This is a genomic window from Empedobacter sp. UBA2044 (assembly GCF_002333005.1).
Lineage (GTDB): Bacteria > Bacteroidota > Bacteroidia > Flavobacteriales > Weeksellaceae > Empedobacter > Empedobacter falsenii_B.
In genome coordinates, this window is record NZ_DDBA01000012.1 from 1 (window position 1) to 19,433 (window position 19,433).

At 30.7% G+C, this 19,433-nt stretch carries 21 protein-coding genes and 1 pseudogene; 19 read left to right on the top strand and 3 right to left on the bottom strand.

The annotated features are described in order from the left end of the window. The first annotated feature begins 952 nt into the window (after positions 1-952). The 17 genes and pseudogenes from B4E59_RS01240 to B4E59_RS01320 all read left to right on the top strand — a co-directional run bounded on the left by B4E59_RS01240 (position 953) and on the right by B4E59_RS01320 (position 15,809). Positions 953-1,606 (top strand): MarR family winged helix-turn-helix transcriptional regulator, encoded by a 654-nt coding sequence (locus B4E59_RS01240; protein ID WP_291049423.1) that lies wholly within the window; start codon positions 953-955, stop codon positions 1,604-1,606. A gap of 86 nt (positions 1,607-1,692) precedes the next feature. Continuing rightward, the gene (gene uraH, locus B4E59_RS01245; RefSeq protein WP_409450451.1) at positions 1,693-2,022 is read left to right on the top strand and encodes a hydroxyisourate hydrolase; all 330 of its coding nucleotides are present in this window, start codon (positions 1,693-1,695) and stop codon (positions 2,020-2,022) included. Between the two features lie 9 nt (positions 2,023-2,031). After that, on the top strand, positions 2,032-3,504 hold the full coding sequence (gene crtID / locus B4E59_RS01250; protein WP_291049429.1) for a bifunctional phytoene desaturase/3,4-desaturase: 1,473 nt from the start codon (positions 2,032-2,034) through the stop codon (positions 3,502-3,504). Positions 3,505-3,510: 6 nt separating this feature from the next. Beyond that, positions 3,511-4,347 carry a phytoene/squalene synthase family protein gene (locus tag B4E59_RS01255; RefSeq protein WP_291050837.1) on the top strand — a complete coding sequence of 279 codons (837 nt, stop codon included), beginning with the start codon at positions 3,511-3,513 and terminating at the stop codon, positions 4,345-4,347. Further along, positions 4,344-4,802: a hypothetical protein gene (locus tag B4E59_RS01260; protein ID WP_125350626.1), complete on the top strand. Its 459-nt coding sequence runs from the start codon at positions 4,344-4,346 to the stop codon at positions 4,800-4,802. Before B4E59_RS01255 ends, B4E59_RS01260 begins: the two co-directional genes overlap by 4 nt. A gap of 3 nt (positions 4,803-4,805) precedes the next feature. Next, the gene (locus B4E59_RS01265; RefSeq protein ID WP_291050843.1) at positions 4,806-5,264 is read left to right on the top strand and encodes an SRPBCC family protein; all 459 of its coding nucleotides are present in this window, start codon (positions 4,806-4,808) and stop codon (positions 5,262-5,264) included. A 4-nt stretch (positions 5,265-5,268) separates the two neighbouring features. After that, the gene (locus tag B4E59_RS01270; protein ID WP_291050846.1) at positions 5,269-5,727 is read left to right on the top strand and encodes a sterol desaturase family protein; all 459 of its coding nucleotides are present in this window, start codon (positions 5,269-5,271) and stop codon (positions 5,725-5,727) included. After that, positions 5,724-6,425 carry a lycopene cyclase domain-containing protein gene (locus tag B4E59_RS01275; RefSeq protein ID WP_291050849.1) on the top strand — a complete coding sequence of 234 codons (702 nt, stop codon included), beginning with the start codon at positions 5,724-5,726 and terminating at the stop codon, positions 6,423-6,425. Before B4E59_RS01270 ends, B4E59_RS01275 begins: the two co-directional genes overlap by 4 nt. Beyond that, complete coding sequence (locus B4E59_RS01280) at positions 6,409-6,972, top strand: lipocalin family protein (RefSeq protein WP_291050851.1); 564 nt, start codon at positions 6,409-6,411, stop codon at positions 6,970-6,972. Before B4E59_RS01275 ends, B4E59_RS01280 begins: the two co-directional genes overlap by 17 nt. Continuing rightward, positions 6,962-8,260: a cryptochrome/photolyase family protein gene (locus B4E59_RS01285; protein WP_291049448.1), complete on the top strand. Its 1,299-nt coding sequence runs from the start codon at positions 6,962-6,964 to the stop codon at positions 8,258-8,260. Before B4E59_RS01280 ends, B4E59_RS01285 begins: the two co-directional genes overlap by 11 nt. A gap of 397 nt (positions 8,261-8,657) precedes the next feature. Next, the gene (gene hemH / locus B4E59_RS01290) at positions 8,658-9,686 is read left to right on the top strand and encodes a ferrochelatase (RefSeq protein WP_291049451.1); all 1,029 of its coding nucleotides are present in this window, start codon (positions 8,658-8,660) and stop codon (positions 9,684-9,686) included. A 572-nt stretch (positions 9,687-10,258) separates the two neighbouring features. Continuing rightward, positions 10,259-10,422: pseudogene (locus B4E59_RS14685) on the top strand (IS982 family transposase); the annotation flags it as partial. 226 nt (positions 10,423-10,648) lie between these two features. Beyond that, complete coding sequence (locus B4E59_RS01300) at positions 10,649-12,772, top strand: catalase (RefSeq protein ID WP_291050854.1); 2,124 nt, start codon at positions 10,649-10,651, stop codon at positions 12,770-12,772. A 278-nt stretch (positions 12,773-13,050) separates the two neighbouring features. After that, on the top strand, positions 13,051-13,566 hold the full coding sequence (locus B4E59_RS01305; RefSeq protein WP_260542820.1) for a pyridoxamine 5'-phosphate oxidase family protein: 516 nt from the start codon (positions 13,051-13,053) through the stop codon (positions 13,564-13,566). A gap of 128 nt (positions 13,567-13,694) precedes the next feature. After that, on the top strand, positions 13,695-13,946 hold the full coding sequence (locus B4E59_RS01310) for a GlsB/YeaQ/YmgE family stress response membrane protein (RefSeq protein ID WP_019976198.1): 252 nt from the start codon (positions 13,695-13,697) through the stop codon (positions 13,944-13,946). Between the two features lie 77 nt (positions 13,947-14,023). Further along, a complete protein-coding gene (locus B4E59_RS01315; RefSeq protein WP_286496329.1) occupies positions 14,024-15,019 on the top strand; it encodes an SDR family NAD(P)-dependent oxidoreductase in 996 nt (331 codons plus the stop codon). Between the two features lies 1 nt (position 15,020). Next, positions 15,021-15,809 (top strand): DNA ligase-associated DEXH box helicase, encoded by a 789-nt coding sequence (locus tag B4E59_RS01320; RefSeq protein WP_260542824.1) that lies wholly within the window; start codon positions 15,021-15,023, stop codon positions 15,807-15,809. 33 nt (positions 15,810-15,842) lie between these two features. Here B4E59_RS01320 and B4E59_RS01325 read toward each other — a convergent pair whose 3' ends face one another. The 3 genes from B4E59_RS01325 to B4E59_RS01335 form a co-directional block, all read right to left on the bottom strand. Then, positions 15,843-16,394: a ferritin gene (locus tag B4E59_RS01325; protein ID WP_286496324.1), complete on the bottom strand. Its 552-nt coding sequence runs from the start codon at positions 16,392-16,394 to the stop codon at positions 15,843-15,845. Between the two features lie 119 nt (positions 16,395-16,513). Then, entirely contained in the window at positions 16,514-16,900 is a 387-nt protein-coding gene (locus tag B4E59_RS01330; RefSeq protein ID WP_291050859.1) for a DoxX family protein, read from the bottom strand. Between the two features lie 98 nt (positions 16,901-16,998). Further along, complete coding sequence (locus tag B4E59_RS01335) at positions 16,999-18,213, bottom strand: NAD(P)/FAD-dependent oxidoreductase (protein WP_291050862.1); 1,215 nt, start codon at positions 18,211-18,213, stop codon at positions 16,999-17,001. Positions 18,214-18,387: 174 nt separating this feature from the next. Between B4E59_RS01335 and B4E59_RS01340 the strand changes: the two genes are divergently transcribed. Together B4E59_RS01340 and B4E59_RS01345 are read left to right on the top strand one after the other, a co-directional pair. Continuing rightward, positions 18,388-19,230, top strand: a complete 843-nt coding sequence (locus tag B4E59_RS01340; RefSeq protein ID WP_286496319.1) for an alpha/beta fold hydrolase — start codon at positions 18,388-18,390, stop codon at positions 19,228-19,230. A 3-nt stretch (positions 19,231-19,233) separates the two neighbouring features. Beyond that, entirely contained in the window at positions 19,234-19,362 is a 129-nt protein-coding gene (locus B4E59_RS01345) for a hypothetical protein (protein ID WP_260392044.1), read from the top strand. The last annotated feature ends 71 nt before the right edge of the window (positions 19,363-19,433 follow it).

Genomic DNA, 19,433 nt, shown 5'->3' on the forward strand with positions numbered 1-19,433 from the left:
CGAAGTCATGAAGTACGACATTGGCAGGCTTAGAATGACATCAATCAAATTGTTTTTAAATAAAAAACCAAATCGTCAAGCTGATTTGATTTCAGCTTCTTATTATCGTCAGTCAGAGTGGCGTTTGCAAAACGTTGTATCGAAGACTTAGACGATAAATAACGAATGACAAAACCCGTTGTTAAAAGTGAATTTGAATATTAAAAAAGAATGATAAAAATCCGACGATTTAGGATCGAAATGCAATTCAATTCTAAATTATTGGAATAAAAAAAGTTGAGGTGTCTGAACGAAGTGAGTTATCAACTTTATGGAAATAATTTATTTAGTTGAATCATTGAGAGACTACTGTCGGCATCTTTTTTGTTTCGTTTTTGTGTCAAGACTTCCCCGAAGGGTATATGAATTCATTTAAAAACAATTAGTAACTCATGAATAAAAATGAAAAGAAGAGATTCTTTGGCAGGCTTAGAATGACATCAATCAAATTGTTTTTAAATAAAAAACCAAATTGTCAAGCTGAATTCAGTTCAGCTTCTTATTATCTTCAGTCAGAGTGGCGTTTGCAAAACGTTGTATCGAAGACTTAGACGATAAATAACGAATTATAAAAACCCAACGATTTAGAATCGAAATGACAACGAATTTGAATTAGAAAAGAGGATGAAGAAACCGGCATTAATACTCTCACGTTAAGAAAATGTTTGAATAACGTTAAAAAGGTTTTAGCCCGTAGGGTTTTTAAAATCTTTAGTGAAATGAGAATATTTTTAGTAGAGAGGTTTACAGCCAAGTCTTGCTTGTGACGAGTCTGCCGAAGTATTGATAAGTTAGAATTATACATATAAAATTACATTGTTTTTTAATAAGCTCGGATATTATTTTTAATATATAGTATAATAATATTCTTTATTTGTTTTAAAATAGTATATTTGTAAACTAAATATTGTATATGAATTTCCAATTAATCAAAGATGTAGTTGATTTAATAGAAGAGTTTGAAAAAGAAAATACGTGTAATGCTAATGCTTCTATTGATGATTTTAAAAAGTGGATTATTTTAAATAATCATCTAGAAAGTTCTTGTGATGTTCCTCATTGGATCGGAAAAGAGAAAATGAGATCGCCTGAAAGTGTTATAAGTACATTACTTGTTCATATGAATAGGTATGCGAAAAGTTATTCAAAATCTGCTATTATAGGATCGGATTTTTCATCTCAAGAAGATTTTATTTACTTAATCAATTTAAAGGCATTTGGGGAGATGACAAAAATGGATTTGATAAAGAAAAATGTGCATGAAAAACCAGTAGGGATGCAAATTATAAATCGATTAATTGCTAAAGGTTGGGTAGATCAAGCTTCATCTGAGCTGGATAAAAGAAGTAAAGTTATTCAAGTTAGTTCAGTAGGTTTAGAAGTTCTTGAAGAACAAATGGATAAAATTAGGCTTGCGACACAAATTGTAGCAGGTAATTTAACTTATGTTGAAAAAATGGAATTAATAAATCTACTTCATAAACTCGAAGAATTTCATCAAGCAATCTATGAAAAGAATTTTGAAACAGAATCTCTATTAAAAGAGGCTTACAAACATATTAATTAAATACAACTAGTATGAAAAAGAGTATATTTTTCTTTCTACTTATCTGTTGTTCGTTGTTTTGTTTTTCGCAAACGAAAACGTATCAATTGTCCAGCCATATTTTAGATAACTCTACAGGAGAACCTGCACCATCTGTTTCAGTTACATTAGAGAAAATGAATGTGGACAATTCGTGGACTAAGGTAAGTACACAAATAACAGATAAAGATGGTAGAATAGGGAATTTTTTACCTTATGGTCAGAATAATGACGGTGTTTATAAACTCGTATTTCATATTCAATCTTATTTTGATAGTAAAAAATTGCAAACATTTTATCCTTTTATCGAGATTGTTTTTCGTATTAAAGGGAATAAGCATTTTCATGTACCATTGACTGTATCTCCTTATGGTTATTCTACATATAAAGGAAGTTAAAAACGAGATATGAAAAAAAGAATAGCCATTATTGGATCTGGATTTTCTGGTTTATCAGCTGCTGCTTATACAGCAAAAGAAGGACATGAAGTACATGTATTTGAGAAACATAATCAGCCAGGCGGAAGAGCAAGACAATTAAAAACAGAAGAAGGTTATGTATTTGATATGGGACCTAGTTGGTATTGGATGCCAGATGTTATACAAGATTTCTTTGAGGATTTTGGTTATGCCACTTCTTCTTTTTTTGAATTGATATCGTTAAATCCTCAATTTGAGATGATTTTTTCTAACGAAAAATTAGATGTACCTGAAAATTTTGAAGCACTAAAAGAAACCTTCGAAAAAATAGAGAAAGGAGCTAGTTTTCAATTAGAAAACTTTATGAAATCTGCCAAATTTAAATATGAAGTAGGAATGAAGGATTTTGTACATAAACCTTGTACTAATTGGACTGAATTTGTATCTATTAAAATTGCTAAAAATGCTTTGAAATTGGATTTACTTTCTAATTTCAGAGCATATGTTGCACGATATTTTAAAGATAAGAAATTGAGAGCTTTGATGGAGTTCCCAGTTATATTTTTGGGCGCATCTCCTGAAAAGATTCCTGCATTGTATAGTTTGATGAATTATGGCGGTTATGTATTAGGTACTTATTATCCTAAAGGAGGTTTTTATCAGCTGGTATTAGCAATGAAAAAAGTAGCAGAAGAACAAGGGGCGCACTTTCATTTTAATTGTAATGTTGATAAAATAAATGTAAAAGATAAAAGTGTAAGTTCACTTGTAATAAATGGTGAAATCTATGAATTTGATGAAGTGATTGCTTCTTCTGATTATCATCATACAGAAACACTTTTGAACGCAGAATATAGAAATTATACGGCTGACTATTGGGAAGAAAGAACATTTGCTCCATCTTGTCTGATTTTTTATCTTGGTTTTAATGAAACTATTCCGCATTTAAAACATCATACACTATTCTTTGAGCATGAATTAGATCTACATATAGATAGCATATACGAAAAGAAAAGATGGCCTGAAAAACCTTTGTTTTATGCTTGTTGTCCATCAAAAACTGATCATTCTGTTGCACCAGAAGGGAAAGAAAATTTGTTTTTGCTAATGCCGATTGCAACAGGAATAGATGACAATGAATTTGTGCGTCAGAAGTATTTAATGGAAATGCTTTCACGATTAGAAAAGCATACAGGTGTTGTAGATTTGCAATCTAAAATTGACTTTAAAAGAAGTTATTGTGTCAAAGATTTTGTGTCAGATTATAATGCTTATGGTGGTAATGCTTATGGATTGGCTAATACACTTAATCAAACAGCAGTATTAAAACCTAAAATAAGAAATAAAAAGCTAAAAAATTTATTTTATACCGGTCAGTTAACTGTTCCTGGACCAGGAGTTCCTCCCTCTATTATATCCGGTAAAATAGTGGCCAATGAGATCAACAAAATAAAAAAGTAATTCTATATGAAACAATTATTTGATGAGCTTTCTTATTCGGTGAGTAAGATGACAACTCAAAAATATAGCACAAGTTTTTCTTTGGGTATTCTCGCTTTAAAACCTTCTATTCGATCAGCTATTTATGCGATTTATGGTTATGTAAGGTTGGCAGATGAAATCGTAGATAGTTTTCATGGATATAACAAAGAGAAGCTTTTAAAAAGATTGAGAAAAGAAACTTTATATGCATTAAATGAGAGGATATCGCTTAACCCCATCTTACAATCATTTCAAGAAACTGTAAATTATTATAAGATTGATAAAGAACTTATCGATCAATTTTTGAGTAGTATGGAAATGGACTTGCAACAAATAGAATATGACTCGGACTTATACAAAACCTATATTTTAGGTTCTGCTGAGGTAGTAGGACTCATGTGTTTACAGGTTTTTACAGATGGTAATAAAGATAAGTATGCAGAATTAAAACCTTATGCGATGAAATTGGGCTCTGCTTTTCAGAAAATTAATTTTCTTCGAGATTTGAAAGAGGATTATCATATTTTGGGAAGAACTTATTTTCCGAATGTGGATATAAGTGGTTTTGATAATAAGATAAAATACGCAATAGAAAAAGAAATAGAAGAAGAATTTGATGAAGCGTTGATTGGGATTAAAAAACTTCCAGCTTCTTCAATTTTTGGTGTTTATCTTGCTTACAAATATTATCTTTCTTTGTTTAAGAAGATCAAAAAAAAATCATCCAAAGAAATTTTAAATGGAAGAATTAGAATAGCTAATTCTGAAAAAGTTTTTGTTGCGTTTAAAAGTTACATAAGATATAAAGCTGCTTGGTTATGATTAAAATGTTAGGGTTTCTCATGGTGGGATTTTTAGGTTTTATAAATCACACTGAGGTAGTTCTAGAAGAGCTAAGGGCTAATTATGCTAAGTTATCTAATGACAAAGAATTATGTGCAAATGTAATAGTTGAATTGGACGATATAAAAAATAAATCTGCTATTTATTTGGGTTATTTAGGTGGTGCTCAAACAATTAATTCCAAGCATGTGTCTAATCCATTAAATAAGCTTAAAACTTTTAATAAAGGTAAAAAGAATATAGAGGAGGCTATACGTATAGAACCTGAAAATTTAGAATTGAGGTTTATTAGATTATCAGTACAAAAAAACGCACCCTCATTTTTGAACTACTATTCAAAGGTTGAAGAAGATACGCAAATTTTATCAGAAAACAGGCGTAAAATAACGTCTATAAATTTGCGTAGAAATATTGAAAAAATTTTAAACGAATAAGTGATGAATTACCGTTTGTATAGAGAACAACAGCTGTATTGTGATATTGATACAGCTTGGCGATTTTTTTCTTCTCCAATGAATCTTTCGGAAATTACACCTAAAGATATGGCTTTTACAGTTTTGTCAGAAGATCAGGATCAGCCAATTTTTGAAGGTATGCTCATCGATTATAGTGTGTCACCGCTATTGGGTATTCCTTTGAAATGGCAGACAAAGATTATTCAAGTAGAGCCGCAGCAAAGTTTTACAGATTTTCAACAAAAAGGTCCATATAAATATTGGAAACATTTTCATGAATTTATTCCCAATGAAAAGGGGATTTTAATGAAAGATACAGTAGAATATGAGCTTCCTTTTGGAGTTTTGGGAAATGTTGTTCACTCTCTTTTGGTGAAAAAAAAGTTGAATAGAATATTTGATTATCGTCATCAAGTATTAAAGCAATTATTTAATACTTAGGTGCATGAATTTATTTTTAGTATTGCTAGTATTTGTACTTATGGAGCCTGTTACATGGTTTATTCATAAATATGTGATGCATGGATTTTTATGGTTTCTCCACAAAGATCATCATGATCATAGCCATAAAGGATCAGTTGAAAAAAACGATTATTTTTTTGTGATATTTGCGATTCCGACTATTGCTTTGATGTATTTTGGTACGCTCAATAGTTATAATTACTTATTTTTTGTTGGGGTAGGAATTATGCTTTATGGTATGGCGTATTTTTTTGTGCATGATGTTTTTATTCATCAACGACTGAATTATTTTAAGCGAATAAAGAATCCGTATTTTCTTGCTCTTCGTAGGGCTCATAAACAACATCATAAGCATCTAAATAAAGATGATGGAGAATGTTTTGGGTTTCTATATGTTCCTTTCAAGTATTTTAAAATGTACTTTAATTCTGCGCAAAAATGATGTCTTATACTTATATTTTGATTTTATTTTTTACAATAATTATTTGTTTCTTATCATCCTTTGATTCTCGTATTCTTTTTCACCGTCATTTTGGAGCCTTTTTTAAGGCAGCACTTGTTGTAGCTGTTCCATTTATTGCATGGGATATTTGGTTTACAGCTAAAGGAGTGTGGTGGTTTAATACAGATTATACACTTGGTTTTTTTATAGGAGGTCTACCTTTAGAAGAATGGTTGTTTTTTATTTGTATACCATTTTCCTGCATATTTACCTATTTCTGCTTTGATAAATTTTTTAAATTAGATTGGCTTTCCTGTTTTAATAACCTGATTGTTTTTTTTAGTGTGATTGTTTGTTCAATCGTCGCTTTACTATATTATGATAGAATTTATACCCTATTAACAGCTGTTATAACATTTGTTGTTTTATTCTACTTACATTTTGTTCGTCATGTAGATTGGATAGGAAAAGCTTCGTTTGTTTTCACTATTCTTATGCTTGGTTTTTTTCCTGTAAATGGTATTCTAACAGGTACAGGATTAGAGTCGCCAATTGTAAATTACAATCCTGATGATTTTTTGGGAATCAGAATGGGAACTATTCCAATAGAAGATGCTGTGTATGGATATACGCAATTTCTTTTAGTACTTTATTTTTTTAAACAATTTAAATCAAAATCTCATGAAAGTAAAAAATAAAATACTATTGAAAATAGCATGTATAGGATTGTTAATATTTTCCAATTCATGTTCCTCTATTCCTAAAAAGGCAGAAGCTGTTCGAAATTTTGAAGTTGATCGATATTTAGGTACTTGGTATGAAATCGCTCGTTTAGATTTTCGCTTCGAGAAAAACTTGGACAATGTTTCTGCTTATTATAGTCTTGATAAAAAAGGGAATCTCAAGGTTTTCAATAGCGGATTTAATAAGGAAAAGCAAGCATGGAAGCAAGTAATAGGAAAAGCAAAATTTAGAGAGAATGAGCAAATAGGAAAGCTAAAAGTAAGTTTTTTTGGTCCTTTTTATGCTGGTTATAACGTAATTGCGTTGGATGAAAACTATCAATATGCTTTGGTTATCGGTAAAAATCTAAATTACTTATGGATTTTATCTAGGACGAAAGATATTCCAGATAATATTAAAACAAACTTTCTTGCATTAGCTTCAGAAATTGGTTATGATATATCCAATTTGGTTTGGGTAGAACATAATCGAAATGATAATCCATTTTTAAATGAAAAATAAAATTTCCATTTTTTGGTTTCGAAGAGATCTTCGTTTAGAAGATAATGTTGGGCTGTACCACGCTCTTTCATCTGGAATTCCAGTGTTACCTATTTTTATTTTTGATGAAGGTATTCTACGACAACTGGATGATAAGAAAGATAGGAGGGTGGATTATATTCATCAAGCGCTTCAAAATATTAATGATCAATTAAAATCCTTTGGGACAAGTCTCCATGTATATTATGGTGATCCTTTCAAAATTTTTCAGCAACTTTCTACAGAGTTTGCTATTCATTCTATATTTTGTAATCGTGATTATGAACCTTTGACAATTAAAAGAGATACTTCGATTTACAATTATTTTAAGTTATATAACATTTCGTTTAAAGCATTTAAAGATCAGGTAATTTTTGACAAGAAAGATATTTTAAAGAAAGATAGTTCTCCTTATACAGTATATACGCCGTATGCAAAAAAATGGAAACAAATTTTGAAAACAGAAGATTATAAATGTTATAAGCCTGATTACAGTAAATTTTTGAAAACAGAATTCAAAACGATTCTTTCACTGAAAGAAATTGGTTTTTTAAAAACATCAATTTTATTCAAACAGCCAAAGCTAGATAAGGAAATTATTCAAAATTACCATAAATATAGGGATCATCCTGCTTTACAATGTACGACCCAATTAGGTATAGCTCTAAGATTTGGAACGATTAGTGTACGAAAATGTGTTGCGTTAGCGATAGAGCTAAATGAAACATGGCTAAATGAATTAATTTGGAGAGAATTTTTTATGCAAATACTCTATCATTTTCCATATGTTGTTCACCAACCTTTTAAGGCTAAGTATAATTCTATTAAGTGGAGGAATAATGAGCAGGAATTTAAGCTATGGTGCGATGGGAAAACAGGTTATCCTATTGTAGATGCAGGAATGAGAGAGCTTAATCAAACTGGTTTTATGCATAATAGAGTAAGAATGATAACAGCAAGTTTTTTATGCAAACATTTACTCATAGATTGGCGTTGGGGAGAGGCTTATTTTGCATCAAAACTAAACGATTATGATTTGTCTGCAAATAATGGTAATTGGCAATGGGTTGCTGGATCAGGATGCGATGCGGCACCTTATTTCAGAGTCTTTAATCCAACTCTTCAGACAGAGAAATTTGATAAAGAATCTCTTTACATTAAAAAGTGGGTATCAGAATTTGAAACTGATGATTATCCTTCTCCTATAGTTGCTCATAATTTTGCTCGAAACAGAGTTTTAAGCATTTTTAACGAAGCATTCAAGAAGTAAAATGAAAGAATAATAATGATTTAAAATATTAAACGATTATAATATATTTTTCCACATTTTCTGCTTTTGAAGAATTAATATCAAAACTTCACTACAAGGTATCTACATCCATACTGAAATTTCAAGCTGGATTCAATTAAGCACCTTATTGTCTTTAGTAAAAGTGAGGTTTGTAAAAACTTTCTATCAAAGATTTAGATTAAAAATAATGAATAATAAAAACACTTAAGGACAAGAGTATTTTGATTGTTATAAAACAATTATAAATATTTCCGATTTGTAAATGTTGTAATGCATTAATATACAAATTTCATTTAAATTGTAAATAGAGTGCATATTTATACATTTTTTTTAAAATATTTATTAAAAAAAATTAGTAACCATAAAAGTAAATAAATTGAGTAAAAAAGGAATATTATTAGTTAATTTAGGATCACCTAAATCTACATCCGTAAATGACGTAAAAGAATATCTTGGAGAGTTTTTAATGGATGAAAGAGTTATTGACTATAATTGGATTTTAAGAACACTTTTAGTAAAAGGAATAATTCTAAATACAAGACCATCAAAATCCGCAGAAGCTTATGAGAAAATTTGGACAGATGCGGGATCTCCTTTAATAGTCATTACTGAAAAAATAAAAAATAAATTACAAAATATTGTTGATATTCCTGTTGAAATAGGAATGAGATATGCTGAACCTAGTATAGAAAATGGAATTTCTAAACTAGTTGAGAAAGGAGTCAATAAGATTGTACTATTTCCATTGTATCCTCAATATGCTATGAGTACAACAGAATCTGTAGTAGAGAAATCAGAAAAAGTAAGAAAAGAAAAATTTCCATTTGTTAAAATAAATTATGTGGAACCATTTTATAATAAAGATATATATATAGATTGTCTTGTTGAAAGTATAAAAGACAAGTTTTCGAATGATTATGATGGGCTGTTATTTTCTTACCACGGTATCCCAGAAAGACATATTTATAAAACAGATCCTACAAGGACTTGTAATTTAAGTGACTGTTGTGATAGAGAATTTAATCCAAGTCATCAATTCTGTTATCGTCATCAATGTTTTGAGACAACAAAAAAAGTGATAGAAAAATTAAATTTATCTCGCGAAAAAACAATTGTTTCATTTCAATCTAGACTAGGAAAAGATAAATGGATTGAGCCATATACAGATTCTACTTTAAAAGTTTTACCATCAAAAGGAATAAAAAAATTGGCAGTTGTTTGCCCTGCATTTGTATCTGATTGTTTGGAAACTCTAGAGGAAATAGCAATGGAAGGAAAAGAAATATTTATTGATAATGGGGGAGAAGCTTATGAGTATATTTCATGTCTAAATGATAATGATTCATGGATACATGTAATCAAAACTTTATGTGAAGAAAAAATAGATGATTTTTATTTATTATAATCTTAAACATTTAACAATTATAGATTAAATTCAAATATTCTACATAGACTTTTAATTGTTAAAAGTGATTCTATCAGTTATTAGTATGCTATTAAGCTAATAGATCTAAATTTTGCATATAAGATTCTTAAAATGTTTTTAAAAGATTAGCTATTTACAGAGAAGTGTATATAAATCAAAAATATTAATATAAGAATGGTTCTGTTATAAAGGATTTATAATAGAACCATTTTCATTTTTTACAAAACAATTGCTAAGCGCAAAGCGAAAGAAATTTATATATCAAATTGGTATATAGTTTCAAGAACAATGTTTATTATTGTTGTTCTTATAGTTTGTTATTTACTTCTGGCAAAATGGAATGGGAGAAACTTTAATGCAGGGTTATTATTGTTGTATTTCATCACTTCGTAGACAATAAATATAATTATTTTAGTATTGATTTCAGTATTTCATATGGAGTTTTTCCTTTAAATGATCCATGTGATCTATTGAAATTTAGCTGGTGTTTTCCAGGGGATTGATATCAATCACGCATCTGTTTATGATATTCATTTTTTGAATGATATAAATCTCAACTATGCGATCAGTTTATGATTAGACGCAATTATGCAACGACTTTTGAAAGGTTTAAAACCAGAATTCCAGCTAAAATTACTGCACTAATAGTGATTCAGTACATTAATAAAATTACTTTAATTGAAATATTAAAAATCTAAAAACTCAAATTATTTAAAATTCACAAGGGGTTTTTTAAATAGTTTATTGTTTTTATAAAGGTGCTTTTTTATCATTTTAAGAAAAAATGGCACTTTAATTGATTTATGTCATAATAAATTTATGTATAATATAAATAAATAACAATAAAGCTATAAGTTTTGTGTTGATTTTATTTTTTCTTATTACGTTCTATTCGTCATTTCTAATTCATTAATTAATATTAGCATATGAAAAAATCAAATATGAAAAAATCAAAAAAATCAGACCTTAAATCAGAACAAATTAGTCAATTTACAATTGATAATTCGAATCAAAAATTGACGACTAATGATGGTGTGTCTATCTATGATAATAATAACACCTTAAAAGTTGGAGATAGAGGACCTTCCTTACAACAAGACCATATATACTTTGATAAGTTGGGTCATTTCGATCGAGAAAGAATACCTGAACGAGTTGTACATGCTCGAGGTAGTGGAGCTCACGGAATATTAGAAATACATGAGGATATAAGTGAATATACATATGCAAATTTTCTTCAAAAAGGTAAAACAACACCACTATTTATTCGTTTTTCAACTGTTGCAGGATTTAAAGGATCAACAGATTTAGCTAGGGATGTTAGAGGATTTTCAGTAAAATTTTATACAGAAGATGGTAATTATGATTTAGTTGGAAATAACATTCCTGTATTTTTTATTCAAGATGCTATGAATTTCCCTGATTTAATACATGCTGTTAAGCCAGAGCCAGATAAAGAAATTCCCCAAGCTGCTTCAGCGCACGATACTTTTTGGGATTTTATTTCATTAATGCCTGAATCTGCACATATGATAATGTGGGCGATGTCTGACCGAGCAATTCCTCGAAGCCTTAGAATGATGGAGGGGTTTGGTGTACATACATTTAAATTGATTAATGAGAAAGGTAAAGCAACTTTTGTTAAATTCCATTGGAAACCTAAATTAGGAGTGCATTCTGTTGCGTGGAATGAAGCTCAAAAAATATCAGGATTTAATTCTGACTTTCACCGTCTAGATCTATGGGAAGCTATTGATGAAGGAAATTTTCCGCAGTGGGATTTAGGTGTTCAGCTAATTCCTGAAGAAGATGAATTAAAATATTCTTTTGATATCTTGGATGCTACGAAATTGGTTCCAGAAGAATTAGTTCCTGTAAAAATCATTGGAACGATGACCCTTAACCGCAATCCCGACAATTTTTTTGCTGAAACTGAACAAGTGGCTTTTGACCCTGGAAGAATTATCCCAGGTATTGATTTATCTGATGATCCTTTATTGCAAGGTCGTATTTTTTCGTATATGGATACACAGAATTATAGATTAGGTGGAGCAAATTTCCATGAAATACCTATTAATAGATCATTAAACCAAAAGCATAATAATCAAAAAGATGGAACAGGGAGAATTGATATACTGAAAGGAGGTGTAAGTTATTTTCCTAACAGCAAAGCTTCTGGTTGCCCATATCATGCAATGTTAAAGGGAGAGGAAGGTTTTCAATCTCATGAACAAAAGGTAGAAGGGAAGAAAGTAAGGGCTAGATCTGATTCTTTTGCTGATCATTTCTCGCAAGCAACTTTGTTTTTTAATTCTCAATCCAAACCAGAGAAACAACATATTATAGATGCTTTTAGTTTTGAATTGAGTAAGGTTTCTGATCCAAAAATTAGAGAGAGGCAAGTTGCTATACTTTATCAAATTGATAAAACTTTAGCGCAAAAAGTAGGAGATAGTCTTGGTATTATCCCTCCAAAAAAGTTGGATGAGCTGACATTAAGTTTTGCAAGGCAAAATCATCCCAATTATCCTCTGAAGCCTAAAAAACAAGAAATAAATTCATCTGATGCACTGAGTATGAAAGTAAAAGAAGGTGAAGGGAATATTAAAACCAGAAAAGTAGCCTTTTTAGTAGATAATGGTGTTTCTAAAAAAAGTGTAGATCAATTAAAAAAAGCATTGGAAAAAGAGGGAGCTCAAGCGGTATTAATTTCATCTAAAGTTGGAGAGCTAACTTATGAAGAAGGAAGTAAAGAAAAGATTTCCCATAGTTATCTTACAGATCCATCTGTTTGTTATGATGCAGTGTTTACACCATCAGGCAAATCAATAGAATCTTTAAAATTGAATCCAGATTATTATGAATTTATCAATGATTCTTACAGACATTGTAAAATATTAGCATTTGCAAAAGGAGCAGGTTCGTTAATGGATAATTCATTTGTTAAACTTGATAGAGGAGTGATTTTAGAAGATGAAAATGAGAATTGGATTGCGGATTTTATTCAAGTAATGAAATTACATCGTATTTGGGACCGTGAAGAAGAAAGGAAGGTTCCTTCATAATAAAATGTTTAACGTGATATAAATATAAAATTTAGACGAATGATATTACAACTTAGTCCTACAATACTTGTTGATACCCCTATTGGTAGAGGTCGTACTATTTTTATAAATTGATTATGGTATGCATCAAAATTCGTGTTGGGTTGTAACGATGGAAAAAAATGGCATTGTAAAACATTTTGATAGCAATGACATTATAGTTTGTACAAATTTTACTTTTCATATCAATGAGGAGAAAAATTGTTTTAATCACAATTCAGATATAAAAAAATAAAATTATGGGAAATGCACAGTCACCGACAGAAAATTTGAGCGGAAATAAAGCCATTGAAAAGATAAAAACTATTGCTGAAACTGCCCGAACTTGCTTTTTTACCACCAATATTGGCGGTAATACTACAAGTAGACCAATGGCTCTTCAAGAAGTAGATGAGGTTGGTAACCTCTGGTTTTTGAGTGATGTTCGTTCACTGAAAAATGATGAAATTGAAGCCAATCCTAATGTAGAACTGTATTTTATGAATAATTCTAAATACGAATACATCTTTATTAAAGGAAAAGCCAGTGTTTCAAAAGATAAAACTTTAATTGATAAATATTGGACCAATTTTGCAAATGCTTGGTTTGATGGAAAAGACGATCCTAATATCAGTCTAATAAAAGTTTCGCCAAACGATGGGTATTATTACGAAACCAAAGACAATAAGTTTATTGCCATGTCGAAAATGCTTTTTGCCGCCGTTACAGGAAGTACAATTGAAGACGGAGGAATTGAAGGAGAACTGAAACTATAAAGAATAAATTATTGTCTTCTACAATGTTAATTAATTAAAGAAAAATGCAGAAACAAACTATTTATGGCATTGCATTTGAAATATTATTTTTATTAACGCAATTTATTAATATTTAAAAATCACACATTATGGGAATTCTAACATGGATAATTTTCGGCCTTATAGCCGGAGCAATAGCAAAAGCAATACACCCTGGTAACGATCCAGGTGGTTGGATAGTAACAATAATTATTGGGATTATTGGAGCTGTTGTCGGTGGGTGGCTTGGATCGATGCTTTTAGGTGTCGATGTAAGCGGATTTAATATTTCTAGTTTTTTAGTTGCAATTGCTGGAGCAGTTTTATGTCTAGCAGTGTATAGAATGATTTCGAAAAAATAGACTGTCTAATTAACGATTAAAATACTGTAAAGTCTCAGAGCGCTGAGACTTTTTGTTTAATATTACTATTTATAATTATGAAAAATACAGTCATTGATTTAATTACTAAAACAGCGGTAATTACTGGCGCTTCTAGTGGTGTTGGCTTAGCTACAGCACACTTATTTGCTCAAAATGGATATCAATTGGTTTTGGCAGCACGAGGTGTAGAAGGTTTAGAAAAGGCGGTTTCAGAATGCAATGCTTTCGGTGGAAAAGCGGTTTATAAATCAACTGACGTTTCTAATGCAAATGAAGTAAAAGATTTAGTTGAATTTGCTCTGAAAGAATTTGGACGCATAGATGTGTGGGTGAATAATGCAGGTGTTATGGCAAGTGGAAAATTTGAGGAAATTCCTATGGACATAAACGAACAAGTAATCAAAACCAATTTAATGGGGTATATGCACGGAGCGTACTACGTTTTACCCGTTTTTAAAGAACAAAATCAAGGCATTTTAATTAATAATGTTTCCATTGGAGGATATATGCCAGCTCCATTTAGTTCGGTATATTCGGCAACTAAAACAGGAATAAAAGGGTTGATGAGTGGTTTACAAAGTGAGTATAGTGTGTATCCCGAAATTCATATTTGCAACGTTTATCCACAAGTTCAACAATCTACAGGAAATATGCATTCCGCTAAATTCTCAGGTTTAGATTTTAAAATACCTCCGTTTGCAGCCGATCCTAAAGATACCGCAAAGGTGATATATAATTTAATAAATAAACCTAAAAATGATACCTTTCCAGACGCCACATCATTTATGTTAAAGCTTGCACATGGAGCTTTTCCAGAAACCTTTACCAATTTAGCAACAGGTGTTTTAAGGCTGATGATGAAGGTGAAAAAAGGAAAGGCTGATGAAGGTAATGTTTTACAACCTTCTACGGATCCACATGCTGTTTATGGAAAGATGGCTATTCCAGTACCAACAAAAACAAATCAAAAAATCATCGGAACATCGCTAGTATTCGCTGCAGGATTTTTTGTAGCGAAACATTTAAAAAATAAATCAAAAAAAACAAATTAATTTGAAACTGCTAAAATTCACATCCAAAGGTATTTATTGCATTCCAGGGAAGTTTTATATTGATCCTTGGCGACCTGTAGATTTAGCAGTTATCACGCATGGACATGCCGATCACGCTCGAAGTGGAATGAAAAAATATTTGTGTCATCATTTCACTAAACCTATTTTATTTTCAAGAATTGGTAGAAATATCGAATGCGAAAGTATTGGTTATGGCGAACAACTAACTATAAATGGGGTTAAAGTTTCATTACATTCTGCAGGTCACATAATCGGCTCAGCACAAATTAGGATAGAGTATAAAGGTTATGTAAGCGTAATTTCTGGAGATTATAAATTGCAAGATGATGGGCTTTCTACGGCTTTTGAAGCTGTAAAATGCCACGAATTCATTACCGAAAGTACCTTCGGTCTTCCTGTTTACAATTGGCTTTCTGTGGCAGAACAAGAAAAAAACATACGTGATTGGGTAGATCATAATAGAGCGAAAGGAAAAACTTCGGTCTTTATAGGGGATTCTTTAGGGAAATCGCAGCGTATTATGAAAGCATTGGAGGGTATTGGAGAGTTAAATGTCCATTATTCCATTGCAAAATTGAATGAGGCTTACGAAAGTGTTGGTGTTACATTACCTGAGTACAAAACAATAGATTTACGTGATGACAAAAAGCATTTGGATGGAAAAATAATTTTGTTGCTACCTTCTTTGGTTGATAATCCAGTGATGAAGAAAATACCTAATATTTTCTCTTTATTTTCTAGCAATCAAAAATCCCTTAAGTTTTATTAAAATTAAGGGATTTTTGATTTTACAAGAATTAATTTATTCTGCTAATGGGTTGATTTGGTCTGCAGTAGGAAATTCCTGTCCTGTTTGACCAATAGTCTTATTCAAATCAAATTTTGCAGCATCAGACATATTAGCACCACCAGCTAATTTAGCTTTATCTAGCAAGTCTAAAGCTAATTTCTCTTCTTCTCTTTGTTCAGCAACCAACCATTGTAAGAAATTCCATGTAGCCCAATCCTCTTCATCCATGCTCATTTTGACAATTTTATAAATGGATTCTGTATTTTCAATTTCTTGTTTTAGAACAGCTTGAAAACACTCTAATACATTTTTTGGTTCAGGACCAGGTTTTTGTATAGCTTCGATTTTTACAATTCCTCCTCTTTCTTGAACGTATTCCATAACTTTAGCCATATGTACACGCTCTTCCTGTGAGTGTTTCATCATAAAATTTTTGATTCCATCCAATTGATTTTCGTCTGCCCAGCAAGCAAGCATCAAATACATTTGCGCAGAAAAGGCTTCTAAAGTGATTTGATCATTTAAAGCTTTTTGTAAATTTTTTGAAATTCTAGTTGTATTCATTTTTGTGATTATTTAGTTATGATATTTTAATTTGGAATTTTCAGACCAAACTATTAATTTAAATGTTAATACTTTCTAAAATATTGATGTATTCATATATTGATCTCTATTGAATATGGTTATTTTTGAGTTGATTTGATTGCCCAAAGCATGAGTAATGGTTGTAAAAATAGTCTTGCTAAACGCTTCTGATCCGTATCTAGACCAAATCCATTTCTATGATTTTTATATTGTGCCCAATTTCCAGGGAATACAGCAGCAAAAAATCCTGCAATAACTTTACCTACAAGTTCTTTCTTTTTGTCCGATACTAATATAATTGAACTACCAAGTGCTATTTCTACCACTCCTGAATATACAACAGTATCATCTTTCTCTAAGGGTACCCAATTAGGAACTTGAGCTTTGAACTCTTTTCTCGCAATTGTTAAATGTGTAATACCAGCTACCACTAAAAAAGCACCTAGGCTATAACGAGCTATATTTTGTTTCGTATTCTTTTTCATAATTATATTTTATTTAGTATTTGCCGTCCAATTAGATCAAATAATCTTTCTGATTTTATTATTGTAGTTATAAAATATGAATAGAAATTTACTTTTAATTATTTAGTTGGTCGATCAAAACCAAAGGTTTCTAAGCGACTATCTTTTTGGTTAAGAATAATATTTTTTAAAACTTGAGCTGCAACCATCGAAAAAGTAATCCCATTTCCTCCATAACCTAATGCAAATAACGTTCGATCACCTTTTTTCCAAGGACCCATATAAGGTAAACCATCATTTGTGGAGCTAAAAGTTCCGCACCAAGCCATTTCGGTATTGAATTCAATTTCTGGATATAATCTGCTAAATTTACGTTCAAGAGTTCTGATTTTTGCTCGAAGTAAATCATCTCTTTTATCAGGATTTTGAAAATCTTCATCTTCACCACCAACTATTAATCGATTATCTTTTGTTGTTCGCATATAAAGATATGGTTCTGCTGTTTCCCATATTAAGCTACGATTTGGCCAAACCATTTTTTCATCAATGGGAGCCGAACAAATGGCGTAAGTAGATAATAAATTCATTACTTTTTTAGGTAGAAATTGACCTGCTTCAAAACCAGTTGCAACAATTACATACTTGCACGAAATAGTATGTCCATGCTCCGTCCATAGTTCGCAATTGTTCTTATTTTCGTTTATTTTTTCCACTTTTGTATGGGTAAAAATCTGTAATTGATGTTTTTCTTGATGATACTTTAATAAATTGATAGCGCCTTTATAAGCATCCATTTGTGCAGAAGTATCATTTTGTAAAGCAGCAATTCCATCAATATTTTGATAAGTTTTTAATTGTTTAGCATCCAAATAATTTACAGGTAAACCAACCTCTTTTCTAATAGCAAATTCTTGATCTAATAGTGCTACACCAGCTTTATTACTTGCCAATAAAACGGTTGGAGCTCTTGTGAAATCAGCATTAATTTTAGTTTTCTTAAAAATAGTTTCAATATCTGAAATTGATTGTAAACAATTAAAATAGGCATCAATAGCCATTTTTTCAGGAACAATATTTATTAATTTACTTAACGGGGTATCAATTTCATATTGTAATTGAGCAGTACTTGCTGCAGAACTTCCTGTAGAAATTGTTCGTTTATCGATAAGAGCACATTCTACACCTGCTTCACATAATTCGTGCGCAACTAAAGCTCCTGTAATGCCGGAGCCAATTATAGCAACATCTATTTTAAAATCATTTCGAAGAGGATGATATAAATCGAAAAATTCGTTTTTCACAATCCAATAAGGTAATCCAGAATGTAAATCCATAGTTGCGAACTTGTTTAAGTTGAAATTTAGTTACCTAAAAAATCAAGCCAAATTTTGATTGTTGACTTTTTTATTACAGAAATCGCTAATATTTCATAATTGGCTTAATGATTGTGATGAATATGATCATAATCTATCAGTTAGATTATTATTTATAAACCACTTAAAAATATTATGGCTAAATTAAAACGAAAAGATTATAAACTAAATTATATCGATTACGGTAATAAACTTGCTCAACCCGTTATTTTGATTCATGGTTGGCCGCTTAGTTTACAATCTTGGGAATATCAAATTCCTAAAATTGTAGAAGCTGGTTTTCGTTGTATTGCCTATGATCGAAAAGGTTTTGGAAAATCTTGTGCGACATGGGATCGTTACGATTATGATGCATTGGCTGAAGATTTACATGCCTTGATTGATGATTTACAATTGGAAAATGTTGTGTTAGTAGGTTTTTCGATGGGTGGAGGAGAAGTTGTGCGTTATATTACCAATTATGGAAACAGTAATATTTCGAAAATAGCATTGATCAGTTCAATTATTCCACTCGTAAAACAAACTGATGATAACGAACACGGCGTTCCACAAAAAGACTTAGATCAGATTGTTCATCAACTTGAAACAAATCGTTTAGAATTTTTAGAAGGTTTTCATAAAGGTTTTTATAATCATGGCTTGTTAAAAAAATCTGTAAGCAAAGAACAATTAGATTTTGATTTTTCGGTTGCTTCGCATGCTTCACCTATTGCAACTTTGAGAGCTGCACGCTCTTGGATGGACACAGATTTTAGAGCTGAATGTAAAATGATAGATGTTCCAACATTAATTATTCATGGAAAAGAGGATCAAACTGTACCAATTAAAACAGCTGGAGATCAAGCTGCAAAATTGATCGCGAAATCGACTTACATTGTGTATGACGATGCGCCGCATGGATTGAATATAACTCATAAAGAACAGTTGAATATGGATTTGATTGAATTTTTGTTAAATATCGAACATAAAAAAGAGTAGAAGATGGGAAAAGTAAATAAAACAATTGTTTCTAGTTTGGCAATTGCTGGTTTAGGAGGACTTTGCTATGCTTGGCTTAATTTTAGAAAAGTAAAAATACCAACTTATGTAGAAGGTTGTTTTAGTTTTTGATCAAAACAATAATGTTGATAATCAATCCAAACAGAATTTTGATGTAAATCATTGTGGGTACGTCATATCCT